Below are 13,113 nucleotides of genomic sequence, written 5' to 3'. Positions count from 1 at the left end.
GCAAGCAAAGGTGGACTTCATCGCGCATCCGGTCACCCAGCCCTTGCGCCCGGCACCGGTGCATGCCAAGCCACAAACAGGCGGCCTGCAGTCCGCATTGGTGGTGGGCCCTGAAGGCCAGAACATCTGGACCGACGAACTGGGTCGCATCAAGGTTCAGTTTCACTGGGACCGCATCGGCCAGAAAAACCAGCACAGCACCTGCTGGCTGCGTGTGAGTTCACCGTGGGCCGGCAACCAGCTGGGCGGCGTTCATCTGCCCCGCATCGGGCAGGAAGTGATTGTCGATTTCTTTGGCGGCGACCCCGATCTGCCGATTTGCACGGGGCGGGTTCACAACCAGTTGAACCTGCCGCCCTGGGCCTTGCCCAACCAATCGGCACTCTCGGGTTTTCGCAGCCGAGAACTCACCAAGGAAGGCGGAAACAGTGCCCCGGGCCGCTCCAACCACGTGGTGCTCGACGATACGGAAGGCAAGATCCAGGCGCAGCTCAAGAGCGATCACCAGCACAGCTCGCTGAGCCTGGGCCACATCACGCGCATCGAAGACAACGCCGGGCGCAAGGACCTGCGGGGCCAGGGCTTCGAACTGCGAACCGATGGGCACGGGGCCATTCGCGCGAAAGACGGATTGCTCATCACGACGGAAGCGCGGGGCAACGCGCAATCGCACGTGATGGACAGCGCTGAAACTGCATCCCGCCTCGCGCAGAGCCAGGATCAGCACGACAGCCTCGCGACTGCGGCGATGAAGGCCGAGGCTCATGAGCCCGGTGATCAAGACGAAGTTGCCCTCATCCTCAAGAAGCAGAACGACGACATCCGGGGCAAAGGAGGCAACCACGCCGAAGGCGAGTTCCCCGAATTTCTGGCCCCGCATCTGGTGCTCGCCAGCCCGGCTGGTATCGAGACCACCACGCCGAACTCCACGCACGTTGCCAGCGGTGAACACATCGCGCTGACCAGCGGGAGCCATACCAGCATCTCTTCCAACAAGAGCTTCCTGGTGAGCGCCGCACACGCCATCCGCCTGTTTGCCTTTAAGAGCTTCATCAAGATCGTTGCAGCCCAGGAAGACATCGATATCACCGCCCTCAAGAAAAGCATCCACATGCTGGCCAGGAAGGACATCACTTTGCGGGCCAACAAGATCACATTGGATGCCGACGAAATCGTCGCCATCAATGGCGGCACCAGCTACAGCATCTGGAAGAAGGCCCGCATCGAACACGGCACCAGCGGCCTATGGCGTGAGCACGCTGCAACCCACAGTCTTCAGCCGCAGAAAAACTTGCCACTGCCCGAGATCAAATTCCCTGCCACGCTGTGCGAAGACTGCGTGCTCAAGGCCCTCAAATCCGGTAGTCCCGTTGCGGCGGTGGGAGGTTAAGCCGTGTACTTTGCGCAGGACCCTACCAACCTGGAAGCGGCCAAGAAATTTCTGACCGACGCATTCGCCACCGAACCCGAGCTGCATTGGATTGTATTGGTCGACGGGGCATTCGACCACGGCAATGGCGCCGCCGGGACGGTGTACGAGGGGCTGAATTGCTACGCCGCCGAATACCCGCTGAACGATCTGGCAGGCGCGGCGCCGTGGCTCGTCGAACTGGACGCCCTGGCGCAAAGCCACGAGCAGATTGAAAAATTGTTGGCGCATTGCAGCGGGCGTCCGATGCTCAGCTTCCTGGCAAGCCGCATTCCGGTGCGGGCGCTTGCAAAGCGCTGGCTTCCTTTGCACCGGGTACATACGAGCGACAAACAGCGTCTTCTGTTGCGCTTCGCCGATACCCGTACGCTGCCCTTGCTGCCCGACATCCTTTTGCCAGCGCAGTGGGCCGACATTGCTGCGCCGCTTGTGCATTGGTTCTTTGTTGCCCGCGAAGGCGCGATGGTGCCTCTACCCCTGCCTGACGCGGAAGGCGACTCGCCGTCGGCCTTGCGGCTGAGCCAGGTGCAGCTCGACGCCATGGTGAAGGCCTGCGAACCCGACGCGGCACTCGACATGCTTGCAGAGCAGATGCCAGAAATCTTTGCGCCGAACGTGGCCCACGGCAAGTTGCACGGCTACATCAAGAGAAAAACATTCGGCTTGATCGACAGGTATGGCATCGAGAACTGGACCGACAAGGTGTCACTGGTCACGGCCGAATTGCTGACCAACGGAAAGATGCACGAAGACCCGAAGTTGCAAGAACTGCTGCTCACCAAGGCGTGGCAACCGGGCAACCTGCGCGAGGCATTGCTCGACCACAAACTGGTCTGAATATCTGAAAGAAACACATGGAATATTTGGTTATTTTTCTCTCGTTGTTTCTGTACTTTTTGCAAACGTACGGCTCATTCATCTTTGTACCGCTCATCTATCTCGTCTTCTACTTTGCGATCCGATGGGCTGGTGTCAAGACCAAGACCTTGTGTCTCGGGTTGACCATTCTGAGCGTGCCAATCCTTCTCTGGTCATTGCTGCTCAGATCCATCTTCTCGGTAGAAGACGCTTCGGAACTCTGGCGACGGATTGTCGATATTTTGGATGATGCGTTCACTTTTTCGTCCATGACCGGTGTGGGTGTCTACACATGGCTCAGCATGGTGGTTGGCGCAATCTTGTGCGCCGCAGGAATAGCGAAGAAGCGGCGTCAAGAACGATTTCAAGCTGCGGCCTGACAGTTGGAAACCTCTGTCATGAAAACAATCACTGCGGGCAACGCATCCAATCGCTCACGCCTCGCAAGCCGGCTCTGGAGATCCGTTGGTGTTTCGTATCTTGTTCTCATGCTGATCGCTTGCGACAACAATGAAATGCTGGCGGGAGATGTTACCGGCTACAACCACATGCCCGATTCCGGTTGGAGCATCGCTGGTTTTACGATCAACGGCGCCGGAGGCTCCAATGCTCAACCCGGAAGTGGGGCGGGCAATTCTTGTTGTATGTCGTTTCCCAAGCACTGGCAACCAGGAATGAAAGCCAAGATCCGTTGGGTCTACGACGTCAAGGTAGGTGATCCACGAACACCCCCGCCACCGCAAGAAGCAGAGGTCGATATCCCCGAATACACGACCAAAACAGCAGGTGCGGTTCAGGTGCATTTTTACTCCGACCATCGCGTCAAAGTCGTAATAAGCATCTATGGACTAGGTCACCCACGCTATCCCATGACCGCAGAAGACAAACTGCCTTGGGTCACACGCAACGACATTGTTGACGAATAGCCTTTAAGCATTCTTGGAAGAAAACCCAATGAGTACGACAACCCTGATCGATTCCGCCTTAAACCCTTCGCTCGGAGGAACACGAGTCGGCGAACGCCCACTCAGCAACCGCGAACAACTGCAGCGCGCAGCCGCACGCTGTGCCACCAATCCATTAGGGCCAGTTCCCAAATGCACGGGTTGTGTGTTCATCGGCATTTTTTTCGACGGCACGGGCAATAACGAACAGAAGGACTACCTTGATCAGCTCAGTGAGCCACGTGAGATGAAACACAGCAATGTGGTTCGCCTATATCACGCGCACCCCGGCCCACTCAAAGTAGCTACCAATGGCTACTACCGCTACTACATCCCCGGCCTAGGTACCCCGTTCCCAAAGATCGGCGACGTCGATGGCGAGCTCGACGAGGAGGGCAGCTTGACTCAAAAGTGGCATACGCTCAAACAGCAACTCGGCTCCATCGGCGCGATGAACGGTGCGCCTCGCATCGTGTGGGGGTTGACGCGTGTTTTCAATGCCATCAGTCAGCATGTCTATGAAAAGGACCTAATCGACGACACAACGGCCAAAGACTTGGCGACTTCCGTCTTCGACATGATGCTGCCGCAAGTCGCAATCGATGTTAGTCGTCTCATATCGCTCAAGGCCGTTTGGCAAAACCGGCTCAAGTCCAAGTTGGCCAATCAGCCTGTCAAGTTGGAACTGATCACTATCAATGTATTCGGCTTCTCTCGAGGTGCGGCCGAAGCACGAACCTTCGTCAACTGGCTATATGAAATCTGCGCACAAAAGGACGACGGGTACACCTTTGCGGGCATTCCCATCCGCGTGCAATTCCTCGGCATCTTCGACACCGTCGCTTCGGTCGGTGCAGCGGGGCTGTACACATTCATTGAGGGCCGCGCGGGTTGGGCGAACAAGACCATGCAGATTCACCCCGGCGTGGAGCAATGCGTCCATATGGTCGCCAGCACCGAAGCGCGGGCCTGCTTCCCCCTGGATTCGGCGCGCATAGAAGGGAGGTACCCGGCCAACGTGGTGGAGTATGTGTACCCAGGCTCGCATTCGGATGTAGGCGGTGGCTACAAGCCCATGGCGCTGGGCCGCAAAGACTGGGGAGAAAAAGACGAAGACCTGCAACTGGCACGAGTGCCTGGCTACGAGATGTATTGCGCAGCACTGGGCGCTGGCGTACCTTTTCAGACCTCGTTTGGGGCGCGCAAGATCCTCGGGACCACCTTCGGAATTGGCGCATTTGAACCATTGAGCGAAAAGGTTGCCAAAGCCCTCCAGCCCTCCCCCGCAACCGTCAAGGCATTCGACGCTTACTACCAGAAGGCGAACATACAAGCCGGCCCTGTGGAAGAGATGGCGTGCCAACACCTGAGCCTGTACCTTACCTACCGCGTACACCACAAGGATTGGAGGAACTCACCGGCCATGAAGCGGGCACTCAAAATCCCGAATGGTGAGTTGGGCTCCTACAAGAACGAACCACTCACCATGTGGCAAACGCAAGCCGCATTGATTTTTGTAGTCTCTGCCCTATGCGACGAAATACGACGACGTATTCAAGCGGGCGGCACCGACAACGAAGTTCTGCGGCATCGGTACGACGCGGCAACCCAGGTGCGGGACGGCGCCGTCAAGGGACTTTCTCAGTGGTGGCCTGGCAGTTCCATTCATGCGGTGGTCGGTTCGGCCTTGACAGGTTTTTCCACTCGCACAGGTTTGATGCAGGGCAAGTACACCGCAGAGGATTTGAAGAAGGCCGTCGATCAGGCAAACAAGGCACCTCAGTATCTGGCCGAGTGGCGAAAATTCCTCGCCACTGGAATACAGGCCGAGGTGCGCGACGTGGCCATCGAGCGCGACGGCGTCAGGCTTCTCGAAGCCATCCAGTCCACACCGGTACCCGGCGAGGTGGCCTCCTTCTTCGAGGAACTGATCCACGACAGCATGGCCGGCTTCATCGGTTTCGGAATGCCCGAGTTCGAGACGAATGGCTTTGGCATCGCCAAGTTTCGTCGGATCTTCTTCGGCGATAACGGCGACAACATGCTGCGTGACGAGGTCGAGCGAAACAACAAGAAGCGCATCGAGGCACTCGATGCGCTGCGCGCGAAAGATCGCGCACAACGAGCGCAGTGGGATCGAGAATCCTCCGACTATCAGCGAACAATCGCGCGCTGACTTTCGTGGGATTATTCTCAACTGACCGGAGCCGATGATCGCCGAAAGTGACGACGTATTTCCACTGACTGATGTGGCTCCCGATGCCACCAAGTTAGTCCAGGGTGCCCGCGCTGCGGAAGCGGCCGCCGCAGCCCTCAAACCCAAGCCGCAACCCATCTTGCCCGGTCAACAAAGGCTCGCACGCCTTTCACCGCAACCTGATCGACTCGTTGCGGTATTGGCCGCCCGTGTTCCGCTGCTGGAGGCGGCCCGGCCTTTGCTGGATGCCTTGGCTCGAATACGCGGCACCCCCGGTGCGGGACGACTCGATGACCTTCATCGCACGCTGATGCATGAGGTTCCGGCGTTTCAATCGGTGTGCCAAGACGCTCGCCTCTCCTATGAATGCATCTTGGCGGCCAGCTACGTGCTTTGCACCGCGCTCGACGAGGTCGCCGGCAATTCACTCCTTGGCAGGGCTGCCGAATCCGCAAAACAGACATGGACGGGCCGCTTGGCCCCTCACTTCCATGGCGACAGCAAGGGTGGTGAGGGCGTCTTTCGCCTGCTCGGATACCTGGTACACAAGCCACAAGAAAATCTCGACTTGCTGGAATTGATGATTCTTGTCCTTGCGCTGGGAGTCGAGGGCATCTACCGCAACGCACCCAATGGCCGACGCGCACTGCACAGGATCAAGGAGCAGGTCTACTCGCTGGTGTACATCGGCCGCGGAGGAACTCCTTCGCCGCGCTGGGAGGCCATCGAGCGGCTGCTCAAGGAAGACCACCTCGCCGACGTTCTTTCAGAAGCCTCGACGGACCTCTTTTCATGAGCGCACAAGAGATCACCCTGAACCACTGCAAGTGGCGCAAAGGCACCACCAGCGAGTTGGTCGGCATCGACCTCCTGGACTGCATCGGCACTCGTGACGAAGTAACCGATCTGCGAGGCGAACAGGTCGCCTTCACCGGCAGCAGTTTCGAGCACACGCGGAATTCGTGAATGCGCGAATCAACCGGCAACGTTGCGAAGTGATGCGAAATAGAGATCCGCTGAACACTGAAGCGGTCTGGCCTCGACTCGCGAAAACCCGGTCCTCGCATGGCGTGGGTGGCACCAGGTCAGGAAGAAGAAGGCACAGGCGCCGGCGCGAAGGCGGCCTGCACCACCACGCCGCGCAGCGCCAGCCGCTTCTTCATCGACAGCACCGCCCGGTCTTTGCTGAGCAGCAGCGCACCGTGCGCCACGGCCAGGTCGATGAAGACCTGGTCGTCGGGGTCGCTGCAGACACAGGGCGCGCGCGGTGGCGTGCCGGCCACCTTCTGCACGCGCGCATCGAAGTCGGCCAGCACGGCCGGCACTTCGAGCCCCCGCTGCGCCATGCGCCTTGCAATGAGCGGGTAGCCGAGCACGCGCGCAAGCTCGGTGCGCATGGCGTCGGTGGCCAGCCAGCGCAATTCGCCCGCGGCGAGCCTGGCGATCAGCGCCCCCCAGGACGGGTCTTCGAAGACCAGCAGGTCGAGCGCGATGTTGGTGTCGATGACGACGGGTGCGGCGGCTGGCGCGGTGGCGGTGGCTGAAAAGGTCATGGCTGCGTGGGGACTATCGCCGATGTTGCACCATGCGGGCCGGGCGCCGGTCAGCCCCGGGTGGGTTCGGGGCGTTGACAATGCCACGGTGCACAGGCTGTCCAGCCGGCCCGGTCGCGCTGTTGTCATCCTGCCGGCCGTTCGCATCCCTCCAACCCTTTCTTGCTTCATGAAACGACGACTCCCGCTGCTCTGCCTGGTCCTGCTCGCCTGCGCGGGTGTCCGGGCCGAATGGCTGACGCTGAACGGCTCTCCCGGCGACGCGGGCAATACCTACGTGCAGGTCGACCCGACCAGCGTCGAGGTGAACGGATCGCGCCGCAGCGTGACGGTGCGCATGAATCTCGCGGAAGACCGCACCAGCAAGGACGGCGTGCGGTTCCGCTCGGTCCAGGCCCGCGCCAGCGTCGATTGCGAGGCCCGCAGCGCCCACTACCTGAGTGCCACGTATTTCGGCCATCCCAACTTCGTGGGCGAGCCGGTCGCGGTGAAGGAGTTCGGGGAAGACGACGTGCGCCCCATGCTCTTCGCGGGCGCGCCCACCGAGCTGGTCGGCCGCACGGTCAACGCGGCTTGCCGCGTCGGCGCGCCACGCTAACCAGCCACCGACCCGCCAGCCACCGGCCGCTGTCGCCCTGAAGGCGCCGGCATGGCCAGCACTTTCGCATCGGCGGCGAGCCGCGCGTAGGCGAAAGCGGTGAACGCCTTGATGCGCGCCACCTCCTTCAGGTCGGGATGCGTCAGCACCCAGACCTGCGTGTCGAGCGCCTCCATCGGCGGCTCGACGCGCACCAGCTCTTCTTCGGCGTCGGCCAGCATGCACAGGAGCATGCCCATGCCCATGCCGCGCTTCACGAGCTGCGTCATGCCGACCAGGCTGTCGATGCGCGCCGCGACGCGCTCGGGCGGCACGTGCTCGCGCAGCCATCGGGCCTGCATCAGGTGCGACAGGCCTTCGTCCGGGGCAATCCAGTCGTGCTCGGCCAGCCGGGTTTTCTCCGCGTTCCTGGCAAGGTAGGCCTTGGATGCGTACACCGCCGTCTGCAGGCGCCCCGCCCGTCGCCCGACGAGGTGTTCCGGCGGCGCATTGGTCGGGCGGATCGCCACATCGGCCTCGCGCCTGGTCAAGCTCAGGAAGAGGTTGTTCATCACCACCTGCAGCTCGATGCCCGGATGCAGTGCGCGGAAGTCCGCCAGGATCGCCCCCAGCAGCCCGCTCATGAAGGTGTCGGTGCTGGTGATGCGGATGACGCCGGTCAGCCGCAGGTCGAGCCCCATGAGCTGGCGCTGCGCGGCGTCGATCTGCTCGCCCACGCCTTGCAGGCGATCGCGCAGGGCCTCGCCGGCCATCGTCATGGCATAGCCGGCGGGCAGGCGGTCGAACAGGCGCACGCCCATCCGGGCCTCGAGTGCGCCGATGCGCCGCAGCACGGTGGAGTGGTTGACGTTCAGTTCACGGGCAGCGCCGGAAAGCGATCCGGCCCGGCCCACGGCTAGGAACAAGCGCAGATCGTCCCAGTCTGTGTCCTGCATTTATGCATACCCCAGATGCGATTTATTCGAATGGTCGTGCAAACGCGCGGATCCTACATTCATCCGCATCGGGGCCGCAATTGGCCGGCTCCCAGCCTCGCACACGGAGAACGATCACCACCATGGACACGCTTTTCATCCCCGCCTCGCTCGTCGCCGGCGGCCTGCTCGCGGTACAGGCCGGCGCCAACGCGCAGCTTTCCAAAGCCACCGGCAGCCCTTTCGCGGCCACCACGCTGCAGCTGTCGGTCGGCACGCTGGCGCTGCTGGCCGTGGCGCTGGGCACGGGCACGCTGACCGCGCTGGCCGGCCTGCCGGGCGTGCCGTGGTGGCATGCGGTCGGCGGCACGGCGAGCGCCTTCTACGTGGTCTCGACCATCCTGCTGTTTCCACGCCTGGGTGCGGTGGTGGCGGTCGGCCTGTTCATCGCGGGGCAGATGCTGGCCTCGTTCGCGCTCGACACCTTCGGCCTGCTCGGCGTGGCGCCGAAGGCGCTGACACCGGCCATGGCCGGTGGCACGCTGGCCGTGCTGCTCGGCGCCGCCGCCATCGTCGCGGGGCAGGCCGGCAGCCTGCGGCAGGCGCTGGCGGGCAAGGCCGGCTGGATCGTGCTCGCACTGCTGGCCGGCGCGGTGTTGCCGGTGCAGGGCGTGGTCAACGGGCTGCTGCGGCAAGACCTGGGCGCGCCGTTCGCGGTGGGTGCAGTGAGCTTCTTCGTGGCGACGCTGGCCATGGCGCTGGTGCTGCTGCTCGCAAGGCTGTTCCGGCGCGGGCCTGCCGCCCCGGCGACACAGGGCACGGCGCTGCGCGGCATGCCGTGGTGGGGCTGGCTCGGCGGCTTTGCCGGCGCGGCCTACGTGACGACGGTGTTCACGGCGATCCCGGCCATCGGCGCGGCGGCCGCGGTCGGGCTGACGGTGGCGGGGCAGCAGGTGGCGTCGGTGTTCGTCGACCGCTACGGCTGGTTCCGGCTGCCGCAACGCGCGGTGTCGGGCCTGCGCATGGCGGGCGTGGCCGTGCTGCTGCTCGGCGTTGCCGCCATCAAGCTGCTGTGAAAAGAGACCACGCCATGGCCTGGTTGCTGCTGCTTGCCGCTGGATTGGTGGAAATCGTGATGGCCGTCGCGCTGAAGGCGGCGGCGGGCTGGGAGCGCCCGGGTGCCGGCGCCCTCGGGATCGGTGCCGCGCTGGCGAGCATCGTGCTGCTCACCAGCGCCATGAAGACGCTGCCGGTGGGAACGGCCTATGCCATCTGGACCGGCATCGGTGCCATCGGCGTCACGCTGATCGGCATCGTCTTCTTCCAGGAGAGCGCCGCGCCGCTGCGGCTGGCGTGCATCGGGCTGATCTTCCTGGGGATCGCGGGCTTGAAGGCGCTGTCTTAGCTCAGGTCGCGGCGTCCGCGGGCGCGGCCCGGTTGGAGCCTCGCACCAGGTCGAAGCGGAACAGCCGGCATTCGATGGGGCCGTTCCACATCGGCACGCGGCGCGACTCTTTCAGGCGCATCTGCTTGGGCAGCTTCAGGTCGGGCGTGAGCACCCAGGCGGTCCAGCCAGGGTAGTTTTTCTTCCAGTGCGTGGCCAGTTGCGGGAAGAACTCGCCGCCGTCGCCAGCACCGCCACCATCGCCGTCCGCGCTGCCCGAGGTCTGGGCGGCTTCGCGGGCGCCGAAGCGCGCCACGCCGCCGACCTCGATGCGCTCGCCGTACGGCGGGTTGAGCATGATCACGCCGCCTTCGGCCGGCGGCATGCGCTGCAGGGCATCGCCACCGCGGAACTCGATGGCGTCGGCCACGCCGGCACGCTCGGCATTGCGCTCGGAAAAGTCGACCATGCGGTGCGAAACGTCGGAGCCGAAGATGCCGATGTCGGCCGTCCGCACCTGGGATTCAGCTTCTTTCTTGATGGCCGCCCACACGTGCGCCTGGAACGGCAGCAGCTTCTCGAAGCCGAAGTGCCGCAGCGACCCGGCCGCGATGCCGCGCGCAATTTGCGCCGCCTCGATGGCGATGGTGCCGCTGCCGCAGCAGGGGTCGTACAGCGGTTGCCCGGCCACCGCGCCGGTTTCGGGGTTCCACCAGCCGCTGGCGGCCAGCATGGCGGCGGCCAGGGTTTCCTTCAGCGGGGCATCGCCCTTGTCCTGGCGCCAGCCGCGCTTGAACAGCGGCTCGCCCGAGGTGTCGATGTACAGCGTGCAGCTGTCGGTGGTCAGGTGGGCGAACACGCGGCAGTCGGGCCACTGGGTCTCGATGCTGGGGCGCACGCCGTTGGCCTTGGCGCGGAAGCGGTCGGCAATGGCGTCCTTGATGCGCAGGGTGGCGAAGTTCAGGCTCTGCAGCGGGCTGTGCTGGGCCGTGGTCTCGATCTTGAAGGTCTGCTTGGGCGTGAACCAGATCTCCCAGGCCACGCCGCTGGCGATGGCGTACAGGTCGTTCTCGTTGCGGTAGGGCGCATGGGCCAGCTCGACCAGCACGCGCTGCGCCAGGCGGCTGTGCAGGTTGAGCTTGAGGGCGTCGCGCCAGTCGGCGCGCACCCGCACGCCGCCGCGCAGCGTCAGCAGGTCTTGCCCGACGCGGCCGGTCAGGGCATGCACCTCCTGGGCAAGGAATTCCTCGACGCCGGCGGCGCAAGGCAGGAAAAAGGAAAGATCGTTCACGGAAAGTTGGCCATCGGGAAGCCCGACTAGGGGACTCCATTGTCGCCGCGTCACGGTGCTTCTCTATATAGTCGATTCGCCCATGAATCCCACCCCCGCCCCCGCGGTTGCCCCGGCCGCCCCCCAGAGCGACGGCTTTGCGATCCAGTGCGAGGTGCTGCGGCTGTCGGTGCGCCCCATCGGGCCGGTGCTCTTGGTGCAGTACCTGCTCAATTGCGGCGTGGCGGCGCTCTTTGCCTGGCAGTACTCGCTGCCGCGCGCGCTGGTGTGGATTGCGCTGATCACCATGGTGACGGTGCTGCGCGGATTCTTCCCGCAGCGGCTGCCCGACCCCTTCACGCCCGAGAGCCTGCGCGCCGCGCAGCGCACGCACACGCTGCGCACCGCCATCTGGGAACTGGCGCACGGGCTGGCCGGCGTGCTGCTGTTCAACCCGGAGCGCCCCGACCTGCAGCTGCTGCTGGGCCTGATCCTGATGGGCATGACGCTGTCGTCGGCGTTCTCGGTGTCTTTCTACACGCCGGCCACGCAACTGGCCATCACGCTGCTGCTGGCGCCGGTGATCGTCACCGGCATATGGCTGGGCGCGCCGACCATGATGGCTGTCGCAGTGATCGGCATCGGCCTGACCGCGATGATGTGGAAGCTGGTGGCCGAGCGTTCGCGCCAGCTCGAGGAGAACATCGGCCTGCGGCTGAACGAGCGCACGCTGCGCGAACAGGCGCTGGCCGGCCTGCGCGCCTCCGAGCAGGCGCAGGCTGAGCGGCTGCGTTTTTTCTCGGCCGCCAACCACGACCTGCGCCAGCCGGTCATGGCCATCGGCCTGCAGGCCGAGGTGCTGCGCCAGCAACTCGACAGTGGCGCCGACATGCCGGCCGTGCAGTACACCGTCGCCTCGCTGGCCCGCGCACAGCAGGCGCTGGAGGGCCTGACCAACCAGCTGCTCGAAATCGGCCGCATCGAGGCGGCCGTCGACCCCTTGCAGCCGGTGGCGGTGGCGTTGGCACCGCTGCTGCAGGAGCTGGCCCGGCAGGCCAACGACGGCCGCGTGATGGTGCGCTGCCCGGCGGAAGCCATCGCCTGGAGCGACGCCGTGTCGCTGCGCCGCGTGCTCGCCAACCTTGTCGACAACGCCGTCAAGTTCACGCCGCGCGGCCGCGTGCTGCTGGCGGTGCGGGCACGCCGGCGGGGCAACGGCGAGAGGGCCTGGCGCGTGGAGGTGCGCGACAGCGGCATCGGCATTGCCTCGGATTCGCAGGAGCGGGTGTTCAACGATTTCGAGCAGATCGGCAACGTCGAGCGCAACCTGCAGCACGGCCACGGCCTGGGCCTGGCGATCGTGCGGCGGCTGGCGGCGCAACTGGGCATCCAGGTTTCGCTGCGTTCGGCGCCGGGGCGGGGCTCGGTCTTCAGTTTCGAGCTGCCGGCGGCGGCGGCCGGGGCGGTGGTGGCGAGCAGGCCCGCTCCGGTGCCTCACGCGGGCACCACCGATGCGGGGTCGGCGTTGCGGCCGGGGCTGGCGGTGCTGGTGGTGGAAGACAACGTGGTGGTGGCCGACAGCCTGTCGGCGTTGTTGCAGCAGTGGGAACTGGCACCCCGCGTGTACGCCAGTGCGGCGGAGGCGCTGGCGCTGGCGGACCTGCACGCGCTCGACGCGGCGTTGTGCGACATCCGCCTGCCGGGCGCGCTCGACGGCATCGCGTTGGCCGAGAAACTGCAGCGCCAGAGGCCGTCGCTGACGATTGCGTTGATCTCGGCCGACATCAATGAAGCAACGTTGCGATTGGCGACGGAGCGTGGCTGGCACGCGTTGCGCAAGCCGGTGCAGCCGGACGAGTTGCGTGGCGTTCTGCTGAAGGCGCAGGGCCGGGGCTGAGCCGTCTTCTGTTCGCGACTCTGGCTTGATGCGGGTGCGGGTGCGGGTTCATTCTTTGGCGCGTGCGAC

Annotated in this window: 14 protein-coding genes; 11 read left to right on the top strand and 3 right to left on the bottom strand. The window is 64.3% G+C overall.

Annotated features, from left to right (window positions below):
* The 7 genes from DBV14_RS19400 to DBV14_RS33470 all read left to right on the top strand — a co-directional run.
* Window positions 1–1,390 (top strand): type VI secretion system Vgr family protein (locus DBV14_RS19400; RefSeq protein ID WP_148092445.1); only part of this gene is annotated, 1,390 nt, incomplete at its 5' end.
* A 3-nt stretch (window positions 1,391–1,393) separates the two neighbouring features.
* Window positions 1,394–2,266 (top strand): DUF4123 domain-containing protein, encoded by an 873-nt coding sequence (locus tag DBV14_RS19395; protein ID WP_124461091.1) that lies wholly within the window; start codon window positions 1,394–1,396, stop codon window positions 2,264–2,266.
* Between the two features lie 17 nt (window positions 2,267–2,283).
* The gene (locus DBV14_RS19390; RefSeq protein ID WP_124461089.1) at window positions 2,284–2,667 is read left to right on the top strand and encodes a hypothetical protein; all 384 of its coding nucleotides are present in this window, start codon (window positions 2,284–2,286) and stop codon (window positions 2,665–2,667) included.
* A gap of 18 nt (window positions 2,668–2,685) precedes the next feature.
* On the top strand, window positions 2,686–3,213 hold the full coding sequence (locus DBV14_RS19385; protein WP_124461087.1) for a DUF3304 domain-containing protein: 528 nt from the start codon (window positions 2,686–2,688) through the stop codon (window positions 3,211–3,213).
* A gap of 28 nt (window positions 3,214–3,241) precedes the next feature.
* A complete protein-coding gene (locus tag DBV14_RS19380) occupies window positions 3,242–5,407 on the top strand; it encodes a DUF2235 domain-containing protein (RefSeq protein WP_124461085.1) in 2,166 nt (721 codons plus the stop codon).
* Between the two features lie 34 nt (window positions 5,408–5,441).
* Window positions 5,442–6,224, top strand: a complete 783-nt coding sequence (gene icmH, locus DBV14_RS19375; protein WP_124461083.1) for a type IVB secretion system protein IcmH/DotU — start codon at window positions 5,442–5,444, stop codon at window positions 6,222–6,224.
* On the top strand, window positions 6,221–6,394 hold the full coding sequence (locus DBV14_RS33470; RefSeq protein WP_185546068.1) for a hypothetical protein: 174 nt from the start codon (window positions 6,221–6,223) through the stop codon (window positions 6,392–6,394). Before icmH ends, DBV14_RS33470 begins: the two co-directional genes overlap by 4 nt.
* A 119-nt stretch (window positions 6,395–6,513) precedes the next feature.
* On the opposite strand, the gene DBV14_RS19370 is transcribed toward DBV14_RS33470, so the two are convergent.
* Complete coding sequence (locus tag DBV14_RS19370; RefSeq protein WP_124461081.1) at window positions 6,514–6,981, bottom strand: putative toxin-antitoxin system toxin component, PIN family; 468 nt, start codon at window positions 6,979–6,981, stop codon at window positions 6,514–6,516.
* Between the two features lie 169 nt (window positions 6,982–7,150).
* Between DBV14_RS19370 and DBV14_RS19365 the strand changes: the two genes are divergently transcribed.
* A complete protein-coding gene (locus DBV14_RS19365; protein ID WP_124461079.1) occupies window positions 7,151–7,579 on the top strand; it encodes a surface-adhesin E family protein in 429 nt (142 codons plus the stop codon).
* Here the strand turns inward: DBV14_RS19365 and DBV14_RS19360 are convergent.
* Window positions 7,576–8,514, bottom strand: a complete 939-nt coding sequence (locus DBV14_RS19360) for a LysR family transcriptional regulator (protein ID WP_124461077.1) — start codon at window positions 8,512–8,514, stop codon at window positions 7,576–7,578. The genes DBV14_RS19365 and DBV14_RS19360 overlap by 4 nt on opposite strands.
* A 122-nt stretch (window positions 8,515–8,636) precedes the next feature.
* Between DBV14_RS19360 and DBV14_RS19355 the strand changes: the two genes are divergently transcribed.
* Window positions 8,637–9,569 carry a DMT family transporter gene (locus DBV14_RS19355; protein ID WP_124461075.1) on the top strand — a complete coding sequence of 311 codons (933 nt, stop codon included), beginning with the start codon at window positions 8,637–8,639 and terminating at the stop codon, window positions 9,567–9,569.
* Window positions 9,570–9,583: 14 nt separating this feature from the next.
* Window positions 9,584–9,898 (top strand): multidrug efflux SMR transporter, encoded by a 315-nt coding sequence (locus DBV14_RS19350; RefSeq protein WP_124461073.1) that lies wholly within the window; start codon window positions 9,584–9,586, stop codon window positions 9,896–9,898.
* Window position 9,899: 1 nt separating this feature from the next.
* On the opposite strand, the gene DBV14_RS19345 is transcribed toward DBV14_RS19350, so the two are convergent.
* On the bottom strand, window positions 9,900–11,168 hold the full coding sequence (locus DBV14_RS19345; RefSeq protein WP_124461071.1) for a class I SAM-dependent RNA methyltransferase: 1,269 nt from the start codon (window positions 11,166–11,168) through the stop codon (window positions 9,900–9,902).
* Window positions 11,169–11,250: 82 nt separating this feature from the next.
* Between DBV14_RS19345 and DBV14_RS19340 the strand changes: the two genes are divergently transcribed.
* Complete coding sequence (locus DBV14_RS19340) at window positions 11,251–13,044, top strand: HAMP domain-containing sensor histidine kinase (protein ID WP_124461069.1); 1,794 nt, start codon at window positions 11,251–11,253, stop codon at window positions 13,042–13,044.
* Window positions 13,045–13,113: the final 69 nt, after the last annotated feature.

It is taken from the genome of Variovorax sp. KBW07, assembly GCF_003852515.1.
Lineage (GTDB): Bacteria > Pseudomonadota > Gammaproteobacteria > Burkholderiales > Burkholderiaceae_C > Variovorax.
This window is presented reverse-complemented; position numbering and strand designations above follow the sequence as displayed.

Bases quoted from the DNA above. Each gene is read 5' to 3' on its own strand.
- DBV14_RS19385 (WP_124461087.1), top strand. From the start codon at position 2,686: ATGAAAACAATCACTGCGGGCAACGCATCCAATCGCTCACGCCTCGCA.
- DBV14_RS19370 (WP_124461081.1), bottom strand. From the start codon at position 6,981: ATGACCTTTTCAGCCACCGCCACCGCGCCAGCCGCCGCACCCGTCGTC.
- DBV14_RS33470 (WP_185546068.1), top strand. From the start codon at position 6,221: ATGAGCGCACAAGAGATCACCCTGAACCACTGCAAGTGGCGCAAAGGC.
- DBV14_RS19365 (WP_124461079.1), top strand. From the start codon at position 7,151: ATGAAACGACGACTCCCGCTGCTCTGCCTGGTCCTGCTCGCCTGCGCG.
- DBV14_RS19340 (WP_124461069.1), top strand. From the start codon at position 11,251: ATGAATCCCACCCCCGCCCCCGCGGTTGCCCCGGCCGCCCCCCAGAGC.
- DBV14_RS19360 (WP_124461077.1), bottom strand. From the start codon at position 8,514: ATGCAGGACACAGACTGGGACGATCTGCGCTTGTTCCTAGCCGTGGGC.
- DBV14_RS19390 (WP_124461089.1), top strand. From the start codon at position 2,284: ATGGAATATTTGGTTATTTTTCTCTCGTTGTTTCTGTACTTTTTGCAA.
- icmH (WP_124461083.1), top strand. From the start codon at position 5,442: ATGATCGCCGAAAGTGACGACGTATTTCCACTGACTGATGTGGCTCCC.
- DBV14_RS19380 (WP_124461085.1), top strand. From the start codon at position 3,242: ATGAGTACGACAACCCTGATCGATTCCGCCTTAAACCCTTCGCTCGGA.
- DBV14_RS19350 (WP_124461073.1), top strand. From the start codon at position 9,584: ATGGCCTGGTTGCTGCTGCTTGCCGCTGGATTGGTGGAAATCGTGATG.
- DBV14_RS19355 (WP_124461075.1), top strand. From the start codon at position 8,637: ATGGACACGCTTTTCATCCCCGCCTCGCTCGTCGCCGGCGGCCTGCTC.